We start from the raw sequence: 15,333 nt of genomic DNA, 5'->3' as shown, positions 1-15,333 counted from the left end.
TTACCCATGCTCAGACATCTTTCGATCAAGGATTTTGCCGTCGTCCGCGCCACCGAACTGGAGTTCGGGCCAGGCATGACCGTGGTTTCAGGCGAGACCGGCGCCGGCAAGTCGCTGATGGTCGACGCGCTGGGCTTCCTGTCCGGCCTGCGCGCCGACAGCGGCGTGGTCCGCCACGGCGCCGCACGCGCCGAGCTGTCGGCCGAGTTCGTGCTGGACCAGCTGCAGGCCGCGCGCCAGTGGCTGGCCGACAACGAGCTGGACGACGAGGACCAATGCCAGCTGCGCCGCGTGATCCGCGCAGACGGTGGCTCGCGGGCCTGGATCAACGGCCGCCCGGTGACCCTGGCACAGCTGGCCGACCTGGCCTCGCGGCTGGTGGAGATCCACGGCCAGCATGAACAGCAGGCCCTGCTGGCACGCCCGTCGCAGCTGGCCCTGCTCGACGCCTACGCCGGCAACGAGGAAGAACGCCGCCAGGTGCGCCGCGCCGCCGCCGCCTGGCAGGCACTGGTCGATGAATCGCTGGCGCTGTCACAACAGGGCGACGTCAGTGACCGGATCGGCTTCCTCGAGCACCAGCTGCGCGAACTCGACCGCGAGGACCTGGAACCGGAATCGATTGCCGCGCTGGGCGCCAGCCACCGCCGCCAGGCGCATGCCAGCGCCCTGCTGAGCGCCTGCCAGGCCGCCAGCAACCAGCTCAACGGCGATGACGGCAGTTCCGCCCTGGACCTGCTGCAGCAGGTGCGCCACGAGCTGTCGCGCCTGATCGAACACGACCCGCGGCTGGGCGAGGTGGACGGCCTGATCGAGAACGCCTCGATCCAGTTGCACGAGGCCCTGTCGCTGCTGGACCGCGTGCATGACGATCTCGACGCCGACCCGGAGCAGTTCGAGGAGAACGAGCGCCGCCTTGGCCGCCTGCACGACCTGGCCCGCAAGCACCGCGTGCCGATGGACGAGCTGGGCGCGCAGCGCGAGCGCATGCATGCCGAAGTGGAGCAGCTGCGCGGCGCCGACGAGCGCCTGCAGCGCCTGGCCGGCGAGATCGACAAGGCCGCCGCTGCCTGGCGCACGCAGGCCGAACGGCTGACGGCCAGCCGCCGCAGTGCCGCCGCCGAGCTGTCGGCCACCACCACCGGCATCATCGCCGAACTGGGCATGGGCGGCGGCCAGTTCCTGATCGAACTGGAGCCGCAGGATGCCGGCAAACCCGATCCGCAGGGCGCCGAGCGCGTGGAATTCCTGGTGGCGGCCAACGCCGGCCAGCCGCCCCGAGCCCTGCGCAAGGTGGCCTCCGGTGGCGAACTGTCGCGCATCTCGCTGGCCATCGAAGTGGCCGCGCTCGACCTGGACGCGGTGCCGACGATGGTGTTCGACGAAGTGGACTCCGGCATCGGTGGCGCGGTGGCGGACATCGTCGGCCAGAAGCTGCGCGCCCTTGGCGAGAAGCGCCAGGTCCTGTGCGTGACCCACCTGCCACAGGTCGCCTCCAAGGGCCACGCCCATTACCGGGTCAGCAAGGCGCCGGTGGAAGGCATGACCCAGAGCGCAGTGGAAAAGCTGGACAGCAAGGCCCGCGAGGAAGAACTGGCGCGCATGCTGGGTGGCGTGGAAGTGAGCAAGGAAGCGCGCGCCGCCGCACGCAAGCTGCTGCAGGCCTGAGGCCGGCAGAGCAGCGCGTGGGCCCGGCTTCCGGACGGTAGTGCCGGCCGCTGGCCGGCAACCCAACACACGGGGACGAAGATCGGGAGGTTGCCGGCCAGCGGCCGGCATTACCCCCGTGGCTGTGTCAGGTCGACGTTTTCCACCAGAAAATCGAGGAAGGCGCGCACCCGCAGCGGCAGGTAGCCCCCCTGCCCCAGGAACACCGCGTGCACCTCTTCCAGGTCACCCGGATTGGCCTCTTCCAGCACCGGCAGCAGGCGCCCGGCGGCGATGTCGTCCTGCACCTGGAACGCGGCCAGGCGGGCCATGCCCAGCCCGCCCAGCACCAGCTGGCGCAGCGCGTCGCCGTTGCTGGCACGGGCATTGCCACTGGGCAGCACCATCCGCTCGCGCCCGTCCTGCAGCAGCGGCCAGCCCTGCATCGCGCGCGCATGACCGATGTCCAGCCGGTTGTGGGACTGCAGTTCCTCGGCGTTGCGCGGCATCCCATGCCGCTGCAGGTACGCCGGCGCGGCCACGATCATCATCCGCGTCGCGCCCAGCCGACGCGCGACCAGGCTGGAGCTTTTCAGCGGACCGGCCCTTACCGCCACGTCGGTGCGCTGCTCCAGCAGGTCGATCACTTCATCATTGAGAGTCAGGTCCACCCCCACCTGCGGGTTGCGCGCCAGGAACGCCGGCAGCAGCGGCAACAGGAAATGCTGGCCGAACGGCACGTTGGAGTTGACCCGCAGCCGCCCGCGCGGCTCGGCATGGGCGCTGGCGCAGCGCTCGGCTTCCTCGAGGTCAGCCAGCACGCGCAGGCCACGCTCGTAGAACGCGCAGCCTTCCGGGGTCAGCTGCAGCTGGCGGGTGGAGCGCTGCAGCAGGCGCGTGCCGAGCCGCTGCTCCAGCCGTGCCACCAGCTTGCTTACCGCCGAGGGCGTCATGTCCAGGCTGCGGGCGGCGGCAGAAAAGCCACCGGTCTCGATCACCCGCACGAACACTTCCAGTTCGCCGGATCGGTTGATGTCGGGTCGCGCCATGGCGATGAATCCAGTTCACAGATGATTGTCCATGCGCAGTCTAGTTCACAGGTGAACCCGGAATCACCATGGCCGTCCCTTTCCTCCGGACCGACCGATGACCCGTTTGCGCCAGCTCACTGCCACCGTCCTGCTCGCCCTGTCCGGCGCGGCCGGCGCCTCGCCCACTGCGCACTGGGTCGCCAGCTGGCAGGCCAGCCCGCAACCGGTCTGGCGCGCGGATTTCCTGTTCCCGACGCTGGTCCCGACCACGCTGCACGACCAGACGTTCCGCCAGACCGCGCGCATCAGCCTGGGCGGTGCACGGTTGCGGGTGCGCCTGAGCAATGCCTACGGTACGCAGCCGCTGCGGATCGGCGCCGCCAGCGTCTCCGCACGCATGGACGGCGCCCCTCGGCCACTCAGCTTCGATGGCCAACCCGGCGTGCTGATCGGCCCCGGCCAGGAGCGGCTGAGCGACCCGCTCGCGCTTGCCACCGACGACCGCCAGGCACTGCAGGTCAGTGTCTTCGTGCCGGGGCCGGCAGCGGTCCAGACGTTCCATTGGGACGGTCGCCAGACCAGCTGGATCGCCGCTGGCGACCAGAGCCGGGCCCAGATGCTGCGCGCTGCCAGCAGCACCACCGCGCGCCTGCTCCTGGCCGGTATCGAGGTCGAGGCCAACGCCAGCGCGCGCAGCGTGGTGGTGATCGGCGACTCGATCACCGATGGCGCCACGGCCAGCCTCGACCAGGACCAGCGCTGGACCGACCACCTGGCCGCGCGGCTGGCCCCGCGCGGGGTGGCGGTGGTCAATGCGGGCATTTCCGGCAATCGGCTGCTGAGCGACGGCATGGGTGAGTCCGCCCTGGCCCGCTTCCAGCGCGATGCACTGGATCAACCCGGGGTAGCCAGCGTCATCGTGCTGATCGGCATCAACGACATCAGCTGGCCCGGCACCGCGTTCGCCCGGGGCCAGGCCCGACCGACGCTGGCCGAACTGCAGGCGGGCTATCGCACCCTGGCCGAACGTGCGCGCCACCGGGGCGTGCGTATCGTCGGCGCCACGTTGCCGCCGTTTACCGGCGCCCTGCCCGGCACGCCACTGGACGATTACTACCATCCGGACAAGGATGCCCTGCGCCAGCAGCTCAACGCCTGGCTGCGCTCGGACAGCCCGTTCGACGCGGTGATCGACCTGGACGCGGCGCTGCGCGACCCGGCCGACCCGTCGCGGATGGCCGCCCCCTACGACTCCGGCGACCACCTCCACCCGGGGGATGCCGGCAACCGGGCGATGGCCGAGGCGGTGGACCTGGAGATCCTGCTGGGTTGCAAGGGGTCCGCCCCCGCGGAGCGCCCGGGGTCGACCCCCTCTCCTGAAGGGAAAGGGCTCTGACCCCATCAACGAAAAACCCCGGGCAGGCCCGGGGTTTCGTCGCTAGCGGCTGGCCGGAACGGCTTACTTGCGCTTCTTGCGCACGTACAGCACCAGCGAGTGTTCTTCCAGCTCATAGCCGTGATCGGCCGCGATCTTGCGCTGCAGCTCCTCGATCTCATGGCTTTCGAATTCGATGATCTTGCCGCTGTCCACGTCGACCATATGGTCGTGGTGGCCACCACGGTCCAGCTCGTAAACGGCCTGGCCGCCCTCGAAATTGTGCTTGAGCACGAGGCCGGCGGCCTCGAATTGGGTCAGCACCCGGTAGACCGTCGCCAGGCCGATCTCGTCGCCATGCTCGAGCAGCTGGCGGTAGATGTCCTCGGCGGTCATGTGGTGCTGGTGGTGCTGGGCATTGCGCTGTTCGAGCAGCGCCAGGATCCGCATCCGCGGATGGGTCACCTTCAGGCCGACTTTACGCAGGTCGTGGGTTTCCATAGGTCTCCGTTCATTGGCGATTTAGCGCCAGCTGCCTCGGATTGGGTCGCGGTGGCACGCCGGGAGTGTATCATCGGTTTGATTTCCCCAACCGCCAGTCCCGATGCGCAATCTCCTGTTGGTCGCCGCCGTCGCCCTGTCCACCACCGGGTGCGGCATCATCTACAAGCAACCCATCTATCAGGGCAACCTGATCCGGGAAGATGCCGTGGCCAAGCTGCAGGTCGGGCAGAGCAAGCAGCAGGTCAGCGCGCTGCTGGGCACCCCGTCCATTCCCGACCCGTTCCACGCCCAACGCTGGGACTACACGTCCAGCCAGCGCGTGAACCGCCTGGGCCGCACCGAAGTGAAGAACTTCGTGGTCTTCTTCGAGAATGACACCGTGACCCGCTGGGAAGGCGACTACTTCCCGGGCAACGACAAGGCCCTGGCCCAGCAGACCGTGCGCCAGTTCGGCCGCAACCTGCCGAAGGACAAGAAGAAGAAGGGCCGCTGAGCCCCCTGCCCGTCCGCAACGACGGGTTGCCGGGATCAACCGCCGAGCGCGCGACGCCGGCGGTTGTCCTTTGGATCGGCCAGCAGCGGGCGCAGCAGTTCGATGCGGTCGCCATCCAGCAGCACCTGCTGCGGACGCGCCAGGACGCCGTGCACGGCGGCGGCCGGACAATCGGCACTGCCTTCCAGCGCCGCAGCAGCAATGGCGTCGGCCACGGTGGCCCCCTCCTCCAGGTTCAGTCGGCGCGACAGCACCCGCTGTGGCCAGGCCAGTACCACCTCGACCTCGATCATCGCTCAGGCCTCGTCGGCGACGCGGATGAAGTCGTTGACCATGCGGTCGGCCAGGCTCTGGAAGCCCAGCGCCAACGCAGGACCAAGCAGGCGCGAGCTGGGTTCGAACTCCAGGGTGAGAGTGACCTTGCAGGCGTCCTCGGCCAGCGCATGGAACTCCCAACGGCCGTGCAGCTGCTTGAACGGGCCATCGCGCAGCTGCATATCGATGCTGTACGGGCGCCGCAGCGTGTTTTCCGTCTGGAACCAGGTGCTGAACGAACCCAGGCCCAGGTCAAGGCGCGCCACCAGGCGGTCCTCGCCCTGCTCCAGGATCTGGGCAGCCGAGCACCAGCGGAAACGGCTCGGATAGGCCTGGACATCGTTGACCAGGTCGAACATGCGCGCGGCCGAATGTTCGACCAGGGCGCTGCGGCGGATAGTTGGCATGAATACAGGACGTTTCGGCAATCGACCGGGCGGGCCCGAATCGGAGACAATACGGAAATGAGCAAGAACAGCGGCAAGGATAAAGCAAAGAGCGCGACGGCCAACAAAACCATCGCGTTGAACAAGCGTGCCCGCCACGAATACCACATCGAAGAACGGTTCGAGGCCGGCCTGGCCCTGCAGGGCTGGGAGGTGAAGTCGATCCGCGCTGGCCGCGGCAACATCATCGACGCCTACGCCTACGTGAAGCGCGGCGAGATCTACCTGATCGGCGCACAGATCACCCCGTTGATCCAGGCCTCGACCCACGTGGTGGCCGAAGATCGCCGCGAGCGCAAGCTGCTGCTGCACCGTAGCGAGATCGACAAGCTGGTCGGCAAGGTCGAGCGCGATGGCTACACGATCGTGCCCACCGCGATGTACTGGAGCAAGAACAAGATCAAGCTCGAGATCGCGCTGGCCAAGGGCAAGCAGACCCACGACAAGCGCGATGCCGCCAAGGACCGCGACTGGGCGATCGAGAAGCAGCGCGTGATGCGTCGCGGCAACCGCGACGCATGACCGCCCCCATCGGCGCCCTGGTGACTGCCAGCGCCGATGAAACGCGCACGTTGTGCGCGCGCCTGCTGGCCTTCAACCAGGCCCACGGCGGCGATTCACTCGATGAGACCCCAGTCCGCCTGGCCTGGCATGACGAGTACGGCGCGCTGCGCGGTGGTGTGCTGGCCGACGTCTGTGCCGGCTGGCTGCAGGTGCATGTGCTGTGGGTGGATCCGGAACTGCGCGGGCAAGGCATCGGCCAGCGCCTGCTTGCGGAAGCGGAAGCCGCCGCGCGCCAGCTTGGCGCCCGCAACGTGATGCTGGATACCTTCGACTGGCAGGCCGAATCTTTCTACCTGCGGCAGGGCTACACCGTCTATGGGCGGCTGCCCGATTGCCCACCCGGTCACGAGCGGATCTACCTGCGCAAGACGTTGTCGGGGTCGTAGTCGTGTCGGCGCTGGAGTTGCCTGCCGGTCACCCCGCCAGCACGCCCTGCCCTCGCATGCGCGGTGCCAGCGCGGCGTGCATCACGGCCAGATGCATCACCACCGCCAGTTCCGGCGCATGCCGGTCATCGCCGGCGCGCCACCGCTGCGCCAGCTGGGCCGCGTCGGCCGGCAGCAGGGCCAGCAACTGGGCGTCATCCAGCGAATCGGCCGCGCCCTGGAGTTGCCGCGCCATCTGCCGCGACTGCCACACATGCACGCCGATGCTGAGGCTGGCCAGCGACATCAGGGCCACGGCCAGCCCGTGCTCGAACCACTGCGACAGCACTTCCGGCCCCCACAGCAGGGCCGCCAACATCGCCAGGCCCGGCAGGCGCCAGCCCAGCCAATGGATGCGACCGCGCTGCGACCAGTGCACCACCACCGCGCTGGCAACCAGTGCCGCGGCCGCGGTGGCCGGCAGTTCGGTCAGCCCGGTGGCCGCAAGCAACACGGCCAGCACCGCCCAGACCCAGCCGGGCGGCAGCGCGCGCCGCTGGTAGTCGGCACCGACCGGCCCGATCAGTTGCCGCAGGCTGCGTTGTTGGCTTGCATCGGTCACCCACAGTCTCCGTGTCTGTCCTGGCCCGGATGGTCGCCGCCAGTGTGTCGCAAATTCGTGCCAATGACGTTACCAATCCGCTATGCCGCTGGCTCTACAACATGTTGTGGATTGCCACGGTGACTGTTCAGCTGTTTTGGCGTAGCATTGGCAGCGTTGGGCAGGCACTGGCCGTGGCGACACGAACAGGCCTTGTACCTTGCAGAACTTGAAGAAACCGGGGGTGCATTGGTTTCGACGGGGGTTGTGAAGTCGCCTGGCGCATGCCGAGGGGGTAGCTTTCCTCGTAAATCCAGCTGCAAAACTCTAGTTGCCAACGACGACAACTACGCTCTGGCCGCTTAAGGCCTAAGCCTCGAAACCGCTTGTGTCCATGCTCGCGGTGTAGAGTCACTATCATGGAATCGCGCTGGACGGCTGCCTGTCAGTCCGGCACTAGAACACAACAGGCTGGTTCCCGGATGCGCTTTGCGCACCGTGCTGTTCGGGGACGAGATCCAACGGTGAGCTAAGCATGTAGTGCTGGGGATGGAGTGCCTTCGGACGGCGGTTCAATTCCGCCCACCTCCACCAACGAACGGTTCGTCAAGGACCGGAGAAGCCCGGAAACCCCCGCATCACAAGGGTTTTCGGGCTTTTTTATTGTCCGCAGCAGACCGGGGCAATCCGTTTCAATCCATGAGACGGTGGGGGTATATCAAGGGGTATCCGACCGCACCCACTGAAGCGATACCCCCAATGCCCCTGACCGACGCAGCCATCAGGCGCGCCAAGCCCAGCGACAAGCCGCGGAAGATCACCGACGGTGGCGGCCTGTACCTCTACCTCACCCCTACCGGCGCACGCAGCTGGCGCTGGAAGTACCGCATCGCCGGCAAGGAGAAGCTGCTGTCGATCGGCCTGTACCCGGATGTCTCCTTGGCTCGCGCCCGCGAGGCCCGCGACGAAGCCCGCCGGCTGCTGGCCCGAGGCGTCGACCCGGGCGCGCAGAAGAAGGCTGCTGCTCTCGCCCACTCCGCCCTCGGCTCGGACAGCTTCGAGACCATCGCCAATGAGTGGCTGGCCACGCGCCCCTGGGTGCCCAGCTATGCGGAGAAGGTTCAAGCGTGGATGAAGAACGATGTCCTCCCCTGGATCGGGGCGCGCTCTGTAGCTGACCTCACCGCGCCCGACTTCCTCCGGGTGGCCCGCCGCATCGAGGACCGCGGCGCGATCGAATCCGCGCACCGGATCATGCAGAACTGCGGCCAGATCATGCGGTACGCCGTGGCCACCGGCCGCGCCGAGCGAAATCCCGTTGCTGACCTGAAGGGGGCGCTCGCGCCACCGAAGGAGGCCCACCATGCGGCGATTACCGACCCCGTGCAGCTGGGTGGCCTGCTGCGCTCCATCGAGGCATACAGCGGATCCGCCATTACCCGCTCGGCGCTGCGGCTGGCGCCGCTGGTGTTCCTGCGTCCTGGCGAACTGCGGCATGCGGAATGGGAGGAATTCGACCTCGGCGCGGCCGTGTGGACCATCCCCGCCAGCAAGATGAAGATGCGTGCTGCACACCTGGTGCCGCTGTCCAGGCAGGCGCTGCAGATCTTGGAGGACATCAAGCCGATCACCGGCCGGCACAAGTGGGTGTTCTCTGGCGCCCGCGACGCCAAACGCCCGATGTCGGAAAACGCCGTTACCGCAGCGCTGCGCAACATGGGTTACGACCGCACGATGATGACCGGCCACGGCTTCCGCGCGACGGCTCGCACGATTCTGGACGAGGTCCTGCACTTCCGCCCGGACATCATCGAGCACCAGCTTGCGCACGCAGTGAAGGATCCCAACGGCCGGGCCTACAACCGCACATCGCACCTGCAGGAACGCGTGCGGATGATGCAGGTCTGGGCGGATTACCTCGATGGCCTGCGCGATGGCAACGTGGTGAAGCTGCGGGCCGGATGACGCCTACACGCCGCGCCGCATCTGCTGCAGCCCTGCCCTCACCCTAGCCTTCATCGGATCCTTCGCCCTGGGCTTGGTCTCCTTCAGCGGCGGGCGCGGCTCCAGCGCCTCCTTAATTCGTGCCAGTTCCACAGCCCCGGCCTCGGCCAGGCGCCGAGCCTGTTGCTGCTGCTCACGGGTCGGCGGCAGGCCGGGCAGCGGCGGCTCAGGCTGGATCGCGGTGCTGTCGGTCAGCCGGGCAACCGCCTGGCGCAGGGGCAGATCGGGATAGAGCCTGGCCGCACACCAGCGCTCGGCGTACCGCTTGGCCTGCCGGACGTTGGCCGCGCGCACTTCCTTCACCTGCCACATCTTCTGGCCTTCCATCCACAGCCGGACGCCGGGACCGCCATCGGGCGTGACGCTGGCCGTCTCGCGGCCGTTGTACCAAAGCGCCCAGCGTTCACCGGTCTGGATCCAGCCAGAGGGGATCGGGGCGGTGCGGAAGCCGTGGGAGTACTGCATGGCCGGAAGGATACGGCTGGCCGTCGCAGATCCTGCGAAGCGCCGGGCACATGTCTGAATCGTTTGGGATGGCCACTGGCGTGGCGCAGTTGATCCGCTCCGGGTTGAGCTGCTTGCCGGCCAAGCATCCGTCGTAGAGAATTTGTCCAGCACGAAGTTCTTAACGATTCATGCTGTATGGTTGACCCATCTGGCTCCTCTCAGGCGCGAAATCCTTCGCCCCCGTGTCTAGCCCCCTACAGGCACGACACATGACACCCCTAACAGCTTTCCGGGTCCTTCGGATCCGCCCGCTGCTGCGCGTCAACGGAACGATCGAGCAAGTCGAAACTCTGCACGCCAAGTGCGGTTCATGCGGCGACGAGTCACGTATGTCCCGAGGATATGGCCTTGCCGAGGTGGAAGGAGGGGTAGAGCTCACGTGTCCGGCATGCCAGGTGACAGGGATTTTGACCGTAGACCAAGCGTGGATTCTCTGGGCCGAGCAGATGAGGCAGGACAGGATCCTCGCCTTGGCCGGGCTAACGCCCGAAGATCTAAAGCTCACCTAGATCTTTGATCACGGCCTGCCCCGCCTGCAGGAAGCCGGCTAACAGCCGGCCTCCCGCCACCTGCCGGCCCATCTGCTCATTGAGGTAACTAGCCTGCAGACGCGCATGGGCCATGAGATCGGCCTGAGCCATGCTCGGCGTCAAAGCCTGGAGCGGCTCCCCGGGGGACGCCAGCTGCCCGTCGATCGCCTGGACCGTACACGGGCGCTGACTGTCGCTCTTGGCATACCCCGTGGCCATCATCCGGCCGTTCTTGGGCGACCAGCCGCCCAGCACCAACTCGGTCCCGAGCTGGTCGAGCGGCAGCCCGGCCTCCGCTGCCGCCTTCTCGTAGTTCGGCCATAGCTGATCCACCACCAACCCCAGCTCGGCGGACAACTGCTCCATCGTGAAGTCCGCACGGAAGCTGGCCTGCAGTGCCAGCTCGTATATGCGAAGAAAGAACTGGGTGGAACCCCGAGTGGCCAGTACCAGGTTGTGCTGAGGGATCAGCAGCAGCTTCGCCCCCGCGGAATGCGCCCCTGTCCTGGCATCCTCTGCCAGCGTGTCTACAGCGACGACTAGGTGTTCGCGAGTGAGCAGAACGTTGAGGATGCTCATTTAGAAAGCAACCGGAAGTTCTGCGAAATATCGCAGCTTGAGCGCTTCGAGTCCACCAGCCACGAGGCTCAGGGAAGTAAGCGCGAGCGTCCACTTGAGCTTGGTGTGATGCGAGGCTCACATCATGTAGTAGACACTGCTGTCTCACGGCTCTTCTCCGGTGCAATATCCCTTGCCCCCGTGTCCAGCCCCTCAGCGGCACGGCTATGCATCCTCCCAATGCCTTCAGGATCCACTCGATACTGCCCCTGCTTGCGCCAAATGGCGCAATCATCCGCCTGGAGCAGGTGCGCTCAACCTGCAAGAACTGTGGGCTTAGGTCATCACTGGGCCACGATGCTGGATTCCATACGGACGTCAGGGGCACGACCCTGAAGTGCCCAGCTTGCGGATCCACAGGATTGATGGATGAAATAGAGATCTGGCATCACTGGCTTGAGCAATGCCGTCGTGAACGACTACTGGCGCTCTTCGACCCAACGCCCGACCATCCACTCGATACCGAGGACCCGAAATGAACGATGCCGTCTCTGAACTTCTGGACCGCCTCCACTCCTGTGAAGTTGCGATTGAAGTCCACCGTGGCTATCTGAAAGCAATGGAATACGCGCTGCGGATTTCTGTACTCACCCATCCAGAGCCCGAGCGGTTGAACCTAGCGTGGCTCCAGCTGCTGCCCAGCATCGCTGAGAGGCACAAAGATGACGGCGGCGAGCTCTTCGCTGCCGCCTTCCAACAATCTCTGACGGTTCTTACTGAGCAGATAGGCGCCGAGAGCATGCCTTCCTAAGCTGCCACGGCGAATGGCGTCACGAACGCTGTCAGTAGATCCATCGCCGTTGCGTTCGTGTCGTCCGCGTTGCCGCGCTGATTGAACCGGGTCCAGTCCGCGTGGGCCAATCGCCGCAACTCTTCCGGCTCCACGGGAAGCCACTTCATGGGCCAGAACGGCAGTCGGCGCTGTCCCACCCTGCCCCTCTGCAGCTCGACAACACCGTTGTGGCTGCTGGCGCCCAGCACTCGGGAATAGGACACCGAAAGCCCGTCTTCCGGTTCCTCCAGATACTGGAGGAACCGTTCGCCATCGAAGAGGAGCACCCCCGTAACCCCAGCATTACGGTTGAACCGGGCCGCGTCGTCCACAACTTGATCCAGCTTTCCGTTGGACAGGCCCAGCCTGTCGCCGGCGATCTCGTCGCCAGCGCTGCTCACGTATACGACAGCCCTGATGGGCATGGCACACCTCCTTGACGAGGGACCAGCTTACTAGCAACGGATTCATGTCAGCGCGAGGTGGCGGACGAGCCCTGAACGCGTCAGGTTCGCATGTTGCTGAATTCGGAACTTCGTCACATGATGCAGGCCCAGCGACATGCACCATGCACGAACGTTCTCGGTACTAAGCAATGCCCGACACTGGTCTTTTCTATGTTCTGGATATACATGTGGTGCGCCGCGACGAAGGCAATATCGAACGCGTGAACACAATCAGCATCCGCTGCAACCACTGCCGACACATCACGCATTCCAAAACACCTGGCTTGGAGACCATGCCAGGAGGCACCCTGCTCGCATGCGCAGGATGCGGGAAGCGTCAAGCGGTCAGTAACGCGCGCTTGGTCGAATTCGACCACGTCCTAAGGCTCGACGACCCGGCAACACATGCTGTCAGGGCCAATCTTCTTGGCCAAATCGGGTGACATAATCAGCGTCGCACCTCAGCCGTCGGCTGGGTGCCTCCCAGCCAAACTCCCCATCGTGAAGGCATACCCGGCTTCTTCCAGAAGTGCTCTCATGCGCAGCTCCACACGACGGGGGGAGCGCAGTCCATTGGGTGCATAGAGAGCATATACGTAGCCAGCGCCGTCAATGATTTCGCGGCGGACTGCGCACTCGGTTGATTCCGTAGCTTCGCGCCAGACAGACATTAGCCTAGCCGGGCTGATCGACTGCCCACTGCGAAGTCGGAAGAAAAGCCAACGCACGCCTGGCGGTTGAGCTGGATCTAATCTAGCCATTGCGAGCCCCGGATTCGTCTGGATAGATCATTGAGAACTTGAGGATCCAGGCGAGGGCGCTCATCTTTCGAGGAACGTGGCAAATCTATGCGCTCACTACCGTTCACTAGAGCGGGGAGATCTGACTGCAGATCAATCCACCACTCGGAAGGAAGCCGGAGCCCAGTACCCGTTCGATCGTAGATGCATATCGGGAAATTCATAGCGTTGCTCCTAGATGTAATGAGCATACGCTTGCGCAATGTCAGGCCGGAATGCGACTGCTACAAGGCTGACGCATCAACTCTCTTTGCACATATGAACACGTGTGCTTCGTCTCGCTGAACTTTCAGGAACGACTCAAGCCAGCAAAGAGCAGCGCCTCGATTGGCGATCACCCTTCCCAGCTTTTCAGTCAAACACCGCGCGCACTCCATCCCTCCAGGACTCTCTCCGTGACAGGTTCGGCACTGAGCCATCGTCGTCGTGCTCGCCGGGCGCGATTGATACATGATCTTGGTCATCAAGTTCACAGCTTGAGCATGGGACGACATATCAACGTTCCTATTGATACAGAAGGAGCCGCGCTGGGCGCGGCCACTCCTTAGACGTCAACGGCGGCTATCGCGACCAGCACTGCTCTTTTGGTCCTGACCGTGGGTCGACTGTTCACGCTCCTTGCTTCCCGGCTGCTGCTGTTGCTGGCCTTGCTTTCCGGCGAGATCTTCACCGCCAAGCTCGTTCCCGTCCACCTGACCCTGCTGGCCTGGCTGCTTCTTCTCGCCATCCGAGTTGGGGCGGTCGTTTTGGTTCTGGGGAGAATTGTTCATGTCTTACTCCGATGCAGCCATCTGCTGCCAACCCACAGTGCTCGCCAGAGCGTTACGCAGCCGTGCCGGATTGGCGCAAGTATGAACAAGTGTCATGAACAGGCCGATGTTCTGAAGGGTGTACAGTGCAGTCCCGATAGGAGCAGAACATGGAACGCATGAGGAACAAGGATTTCGTTGACGTCGAACGCGAGCTCACCCACTGGAGTTTGGTATTCAACTCTGGTGCCCTACCTGCTGTTAGCTTTCGCCATGAGGTTGACCCGGTCATCCGGATCGCATGTGACATCTACGTCAGGGATCCGCATGGAACCCGCGCAGAATGGTTGGACGACCTCGAGGGCAGACTTGCGGCCCGATCCAGTCTTCGTGGTCACCCTGGCGCAGCGGATATTGCAGGTCAATGCTGGTCGCGCCTCTCTTGCTCCTAGGAGTTTTCTTCCCGCGAGGCTGCGTCGTTCCCTTCTCGCATGAGTTGATCATTCAGCACGTGAACGATGGACATGACCGCATCGGCGAGCGCTCTTGAGTCGCTGATTGACCCGTAAAAATAGATCCTGGAGCCTTCAACCCGAACTTCTGCCAAGGAGAGCTGAGACGCCAGCGCCTCGCACTTCCTCACGAAGAGTTCAGTCCAGCGGGCTCCTGGCGCAAGATCCAACAACGCAATGATGGCCTCATCAGTAGAGGAATCGACGCGCTCATGTAGCTGCGGCACATCGAAACCGACAATTCTCGGAAGCATGGAAGCGCTCAACGGTTGATCCTCTTGCTCACAGTCGGTTTGAGTATCCTCCACGATACTCGGATCCATCATCTGGCAAAGCCCACCTCCTTACGCCAAACCCGCCCCCGTGTCTCGATAGCCGGTCTATTCAACGATGGCCATGGCCGTCCTAAGGGAGGCGGGGGTGATCTGGGCGGAATAGCACATGGCTGACATCTCGCCGCAAGCGCCGTTGCCGCCGCGTGAGGATCAAGTCACGGGCTGCGGTGCCAGTCCATCCAGCGGCAGCTCCGCCTTGTCTGGCCAGGCGAACGTCTCTGGCCGCGGCAACAGTGCGCGCACCTGCTCCCAGGTCTCGATGCCATCCAGCGGCGCCAGCACCAGCTGCTCCAGCGCCTGGTTCACAGCATCGCGCCAGGCGACCATCGCCCGCGCCTCCTCGCGATATCGGGCCACGCTGCTGTTGTAGTAGCTGGCGCACGACTCGATGCTGTCGTAGCCGCGCTCTACCGCCTCGGCGCGCATCCAGGCGAATGCCTGATCACGGGTGTAGCGGTAGTGCGCGGGCGTGTGCAGCTCGAAGCCCAGGCCGGGCGATGACGCCGGCAGCGGCGTGTTCTGCTCCAGCCATTCGGTCGGCCACAGGTAGTGACCGCGCGGAATGAACGCGCCGGTCACGACGCAGCGAATCACATCGGGGTCTTCAGTGAGTTGGTACATGATTAAATCTCCGCGTCTGCCACCCAGTGGAACCAGCCGCCATAACGACCGGACGTGTTAGACCACTGCATTTCAAAGCCGTACGTTCCAATGTTCTG

The 15,333-nt window shown here is 65.0% G+C and carries 19 protein-coding genes and 1 other RNA gene; 8 read left to right on the top strand and 12 right to left on the bottom strand.

Features of this window, described 5'->3' with window-relative positions; all coding sequences use genetic code 11:
* The first annotated feature begins 6 nt into the window (after positions 1–6).
* Positions 7–1,668 (top strand): DNA repair protein RecN, encoded by a 1,662-nt coding sequence (gene recN, locus AC5P9C_RS17275; protein WP_343542280.1) that lies wholly within the window; start codon positions 7–9, stop codon positions 1,666–1,668.
* A gap of 110 nt (positions 1,669–1,778) precedes the next feature.
* Here the strand turns inward: recN and AC5P9C_RS17270 are convergent, their stop codons facing one another.
* Entirely contained in the window at positions 1,779–2,696 is a 918-nt protein-coding gene (locus AC5P9C_RS17270; protein ID WP_064238229.1) for a LysR family transcriptional regulator, read from the bottom strand.
* Between the two features lie 97 nt (positions 2,697–2,793).
* Here AC5P9C_RS17270 and AC5P9C_RS17265 point away from each other — a divergent pair, with 97 nt between their 5' ends.
* Entirely contained in the window at positions 2,794–4,074 is a 1,281-nt protein-coding gene (locus AC5P9C_RS17265) for a GDSL-type esterase/lipase family protein (RefSeq protein ID WP_343542278.1), read from the top strand.
* Between the two features lie 63 nt (positions 4,075–4,137).
* Here the strand turns inward: AC5P9C_RS17265 and fur are convergent, their stop codons facing one another.
* Positions 4,138–4,554, bottom strand: a complete 417-nt coding sequence (gene fur / locus AC5P9C_RS17260) for a ferric iron uptake transcriptional regulator (protein ID WP_014646807.1) — start codon at positions 4,552–4,554, stop codon at positions 4,138–4,140.
* Positions 4,555–4,657: 103 nt separating this feature from the next.
* On the opposite strand from fur, the gene AC5P9C_RS17255 reads away from it, so the two are divergent.
* Complete coding sequence (locus AC5P9C_RS17255; protein ID WP_049470299.1) at positions 4,658–5,050, top strand: outer membrane protein assembly factor BamE; 393 nt, start codon at positions 4,658–4,660, stop codon at positions 5,048–5,050.
* Between the two features lie 35 nt (positions 5,051–5,085).
* On the opposite strand, the gene AC5P9C_RS17250 is transcribed toward AC5P9C_RS17255, so the two are convergent.
* Entirely contained in the window at positions 5,086–5,343 is a 258-nt protein-coding gene (locus AC5P9C_RS17250; protein WP_343543790.1) for an RnfH family protein, read from the bottom strand.
* Between the two features lie 3 nt (positions 5,344–5,346).
* Positions 5,347–5,772, bottom strand: a complete 426-nt coding sequence (locus AC5P9C_RS17245) for a type II toxin-antitoxin system RatA family toxin (protein WP_053463290.1) — start codon at positions 5,770–5,772, stop codon at positions 5,347–5,349.
* 57 nt (positions 5,773–5,829) lie between these two features.
* Here AC5P9C_RS17245 and smpB point away from each other — a divergent pair, with 57 nt between their 5' ends.
* Together smpB and AC5P9C_RS17235 are read left to right on the top strand one after the other, a co-directional pair.
* Positions 5,830–6,333, top strand: coding sequence for an SsrA-binding protein SmpB (gene smpB, locus AC5P9C_RS17240; RefSeq protein ID WP_049470305.1), 504 nt, complete (start codon positions 5,830–5,832; stop codon positions 6,331–6,333).
* Positions 6,330–6,761, top strand: coding sequence for a GNAT family N-acetyltransferase (locus AC5P9C_RS17235; protein ID WP_154330422.1), 432 nt, complete (start codon positions 6,330–6,332; stop codon positions 6,759–6,761). The genes smpB and AC5P9C_RS17235 overlap by 4 nt, the downstream gene beginning before the upstream one ends.
* 28 nt (positions 6,762–6,789) lie before the next feature.
* On the opposite strand, the gene AC5P9C_RS17230 is transcribed toward AC5P9C_RS17235, so the two are convergent.
* Positions 6,790–7,362: a hypothetical protein gene (locus AC5P9C_RS17230; protein ID WP_343543792.1), complete on the bottom strand. Its 573-nt coding sequence runs from the start codon at positions 7,360–7,362 to the stop codon at positions 6,790–6,792.
* A gap of 219 nt (positions 7,363–7,581) precedes the next feature.
* Here AC5P9C_RS17230 and ssrA point away from each other — a divergent pair.
* Both ssrA and AC5P9C_RS17220 read left to right on the top strand, forming a co-directional pair.
* Positions 7,582–7,935, top strand: a transfer-messenger RNA (tmRNA) gene (gene ssrA / locus AC5P9C_RS17225).
* A gap of 165 nt (positions 7,936–8,100) precedes the next feature.
* Positions 8,101–9,306 carry a tyrosine-type recombinase/integrase gene (locus tag AC5P9C_RS17220; RefSeq protein WP_495205229.1) on the top strand — a complete coding sequence of 402 codons (1,206 nt, stop codon included), beginning with the start codon at positions 8,101–8,103 and terminating at the stop codon, positions 9,304–9,306.
* 3 nt (positions 9,307–9,309) lie between these two features.
* Here AC5P9C_RS17220 and AC5P9C_RS17215 read toward each other — a convergent pair whose 3' ends face one another.
* Positions 9,310–9,810 (bottom strand): hypothetical protein, encoded by a 501-nt coding sequence (locus AC5P9C_RS17215; protein ID WP_495205228.1) that lies wholly within the window; start codon positions 9,808–9,810, stop codon positions 9,310–9,312.
* 536 nt (positions 9,811–10,346) lie between these two features.
* Complete coding sequence (locus tag AC5P9C_RS17210) at positions 10,347–10,961, bottom strand: hypothetical protein (RefSeq protein ID WP_312559301.1); 615 nt, start codon at positions 10,959–10,961, stop codon at positions 10,347–10,349.
* A gap of 514 nt (positions 10,962–11,475) precedes the next feature.
* Between AC5P9C_RS17210 and AC5P9C_RS17205 the strand changes: the two genes are divergently transcribed.
* Positions 11,476–11,751: a hypothetical protein gene (locus AC5P9C_RS17205; RefSeq protein WP_312559303.1), complete on the top strand. Its 276-nt coding sequence runs from the start codon at positions 11,476–11,478 to the stop codon at positions 11,749–11,751.
* Here AC5P9C_RS17205 and AC5P9C_RS17200 read toward each other — a convergent pair.
* The 5 genes from AC5P9C_RS17200 to AC5P9C_RS17180 form a co-directional block, all read right to left on the bottom strand.
* Positions 11,748–12,197, bottom strand: a complete 450-nt coding sequence (locus tag AC5P9C_RS17200; protein WP_495205227.1) for a BLUF domain-containing protein — start codon at positions 12,195–12,197, stop codon at positions 11,748–11,750. The two genes, AC5P9C_RS17205 and AC5P9C_RS17200, sit on opposite strands and share 4 nt — an antisense overlap.
* A 482-nt stretch (positions 12,198–12,679) precedes the next feature.
* Positions 12,680–12,979 (bottom strand): hypothetical protein, encoded by a 300-nt coding sequence (locus AC5P9C_RS17195; protein WP_103282859.1) that lies wholly within the window; start codon positions 12,977–12,979, stop codon positions 12,680–12,682.
* Between the two features lie 590 nt (positions 12,980–13,569).
* Positions 13,570–13,788, bottom strand: coding sequence for a hypothetical protein (locus AC5P9C_RS17190; protein WP_478405829.1), 219 nt, complete (start codon positions 13,786–13,788; stop codon positions 13,570–13,572).
* Positions 13,789–14,215: 427 nt separating this feature from the next.
* Positions 14,216–14,545: a hypothetical protein gene (locus tag AC5P9C_RS17185; RefSeq protein WP_231109344.1), complete on the bottom strand. Its 330-nt coding sequence runs from the start codon at positions 14,543–14,545 to the stop codon at positions 14,216–14,218.
* Positions 14,546–14,764: 219 nt separating this feature from the next.
* Positions 14,765–15,235, bottom strand: a complete 471-nt coding sequence (locus tag AC5P9C_RS17180; RefSeq protein ID WP_495205226.1) for a hypothetical protein — start codon at positions 15,233–15,235, stop codon at positions 14,765–14,767.
* Positions 15,236–15,333 lie beyond the last annotated feature (98 nt).

Source organism: Stenotrophomonas sp. YJH_SMC_10 (assembly GCF_059371555.1).
The sequence above is the reverse complement of the archived record's forward strand: the minus strand, read 5'-3'. Positions and strand labels throughout refer to the sequence as shown.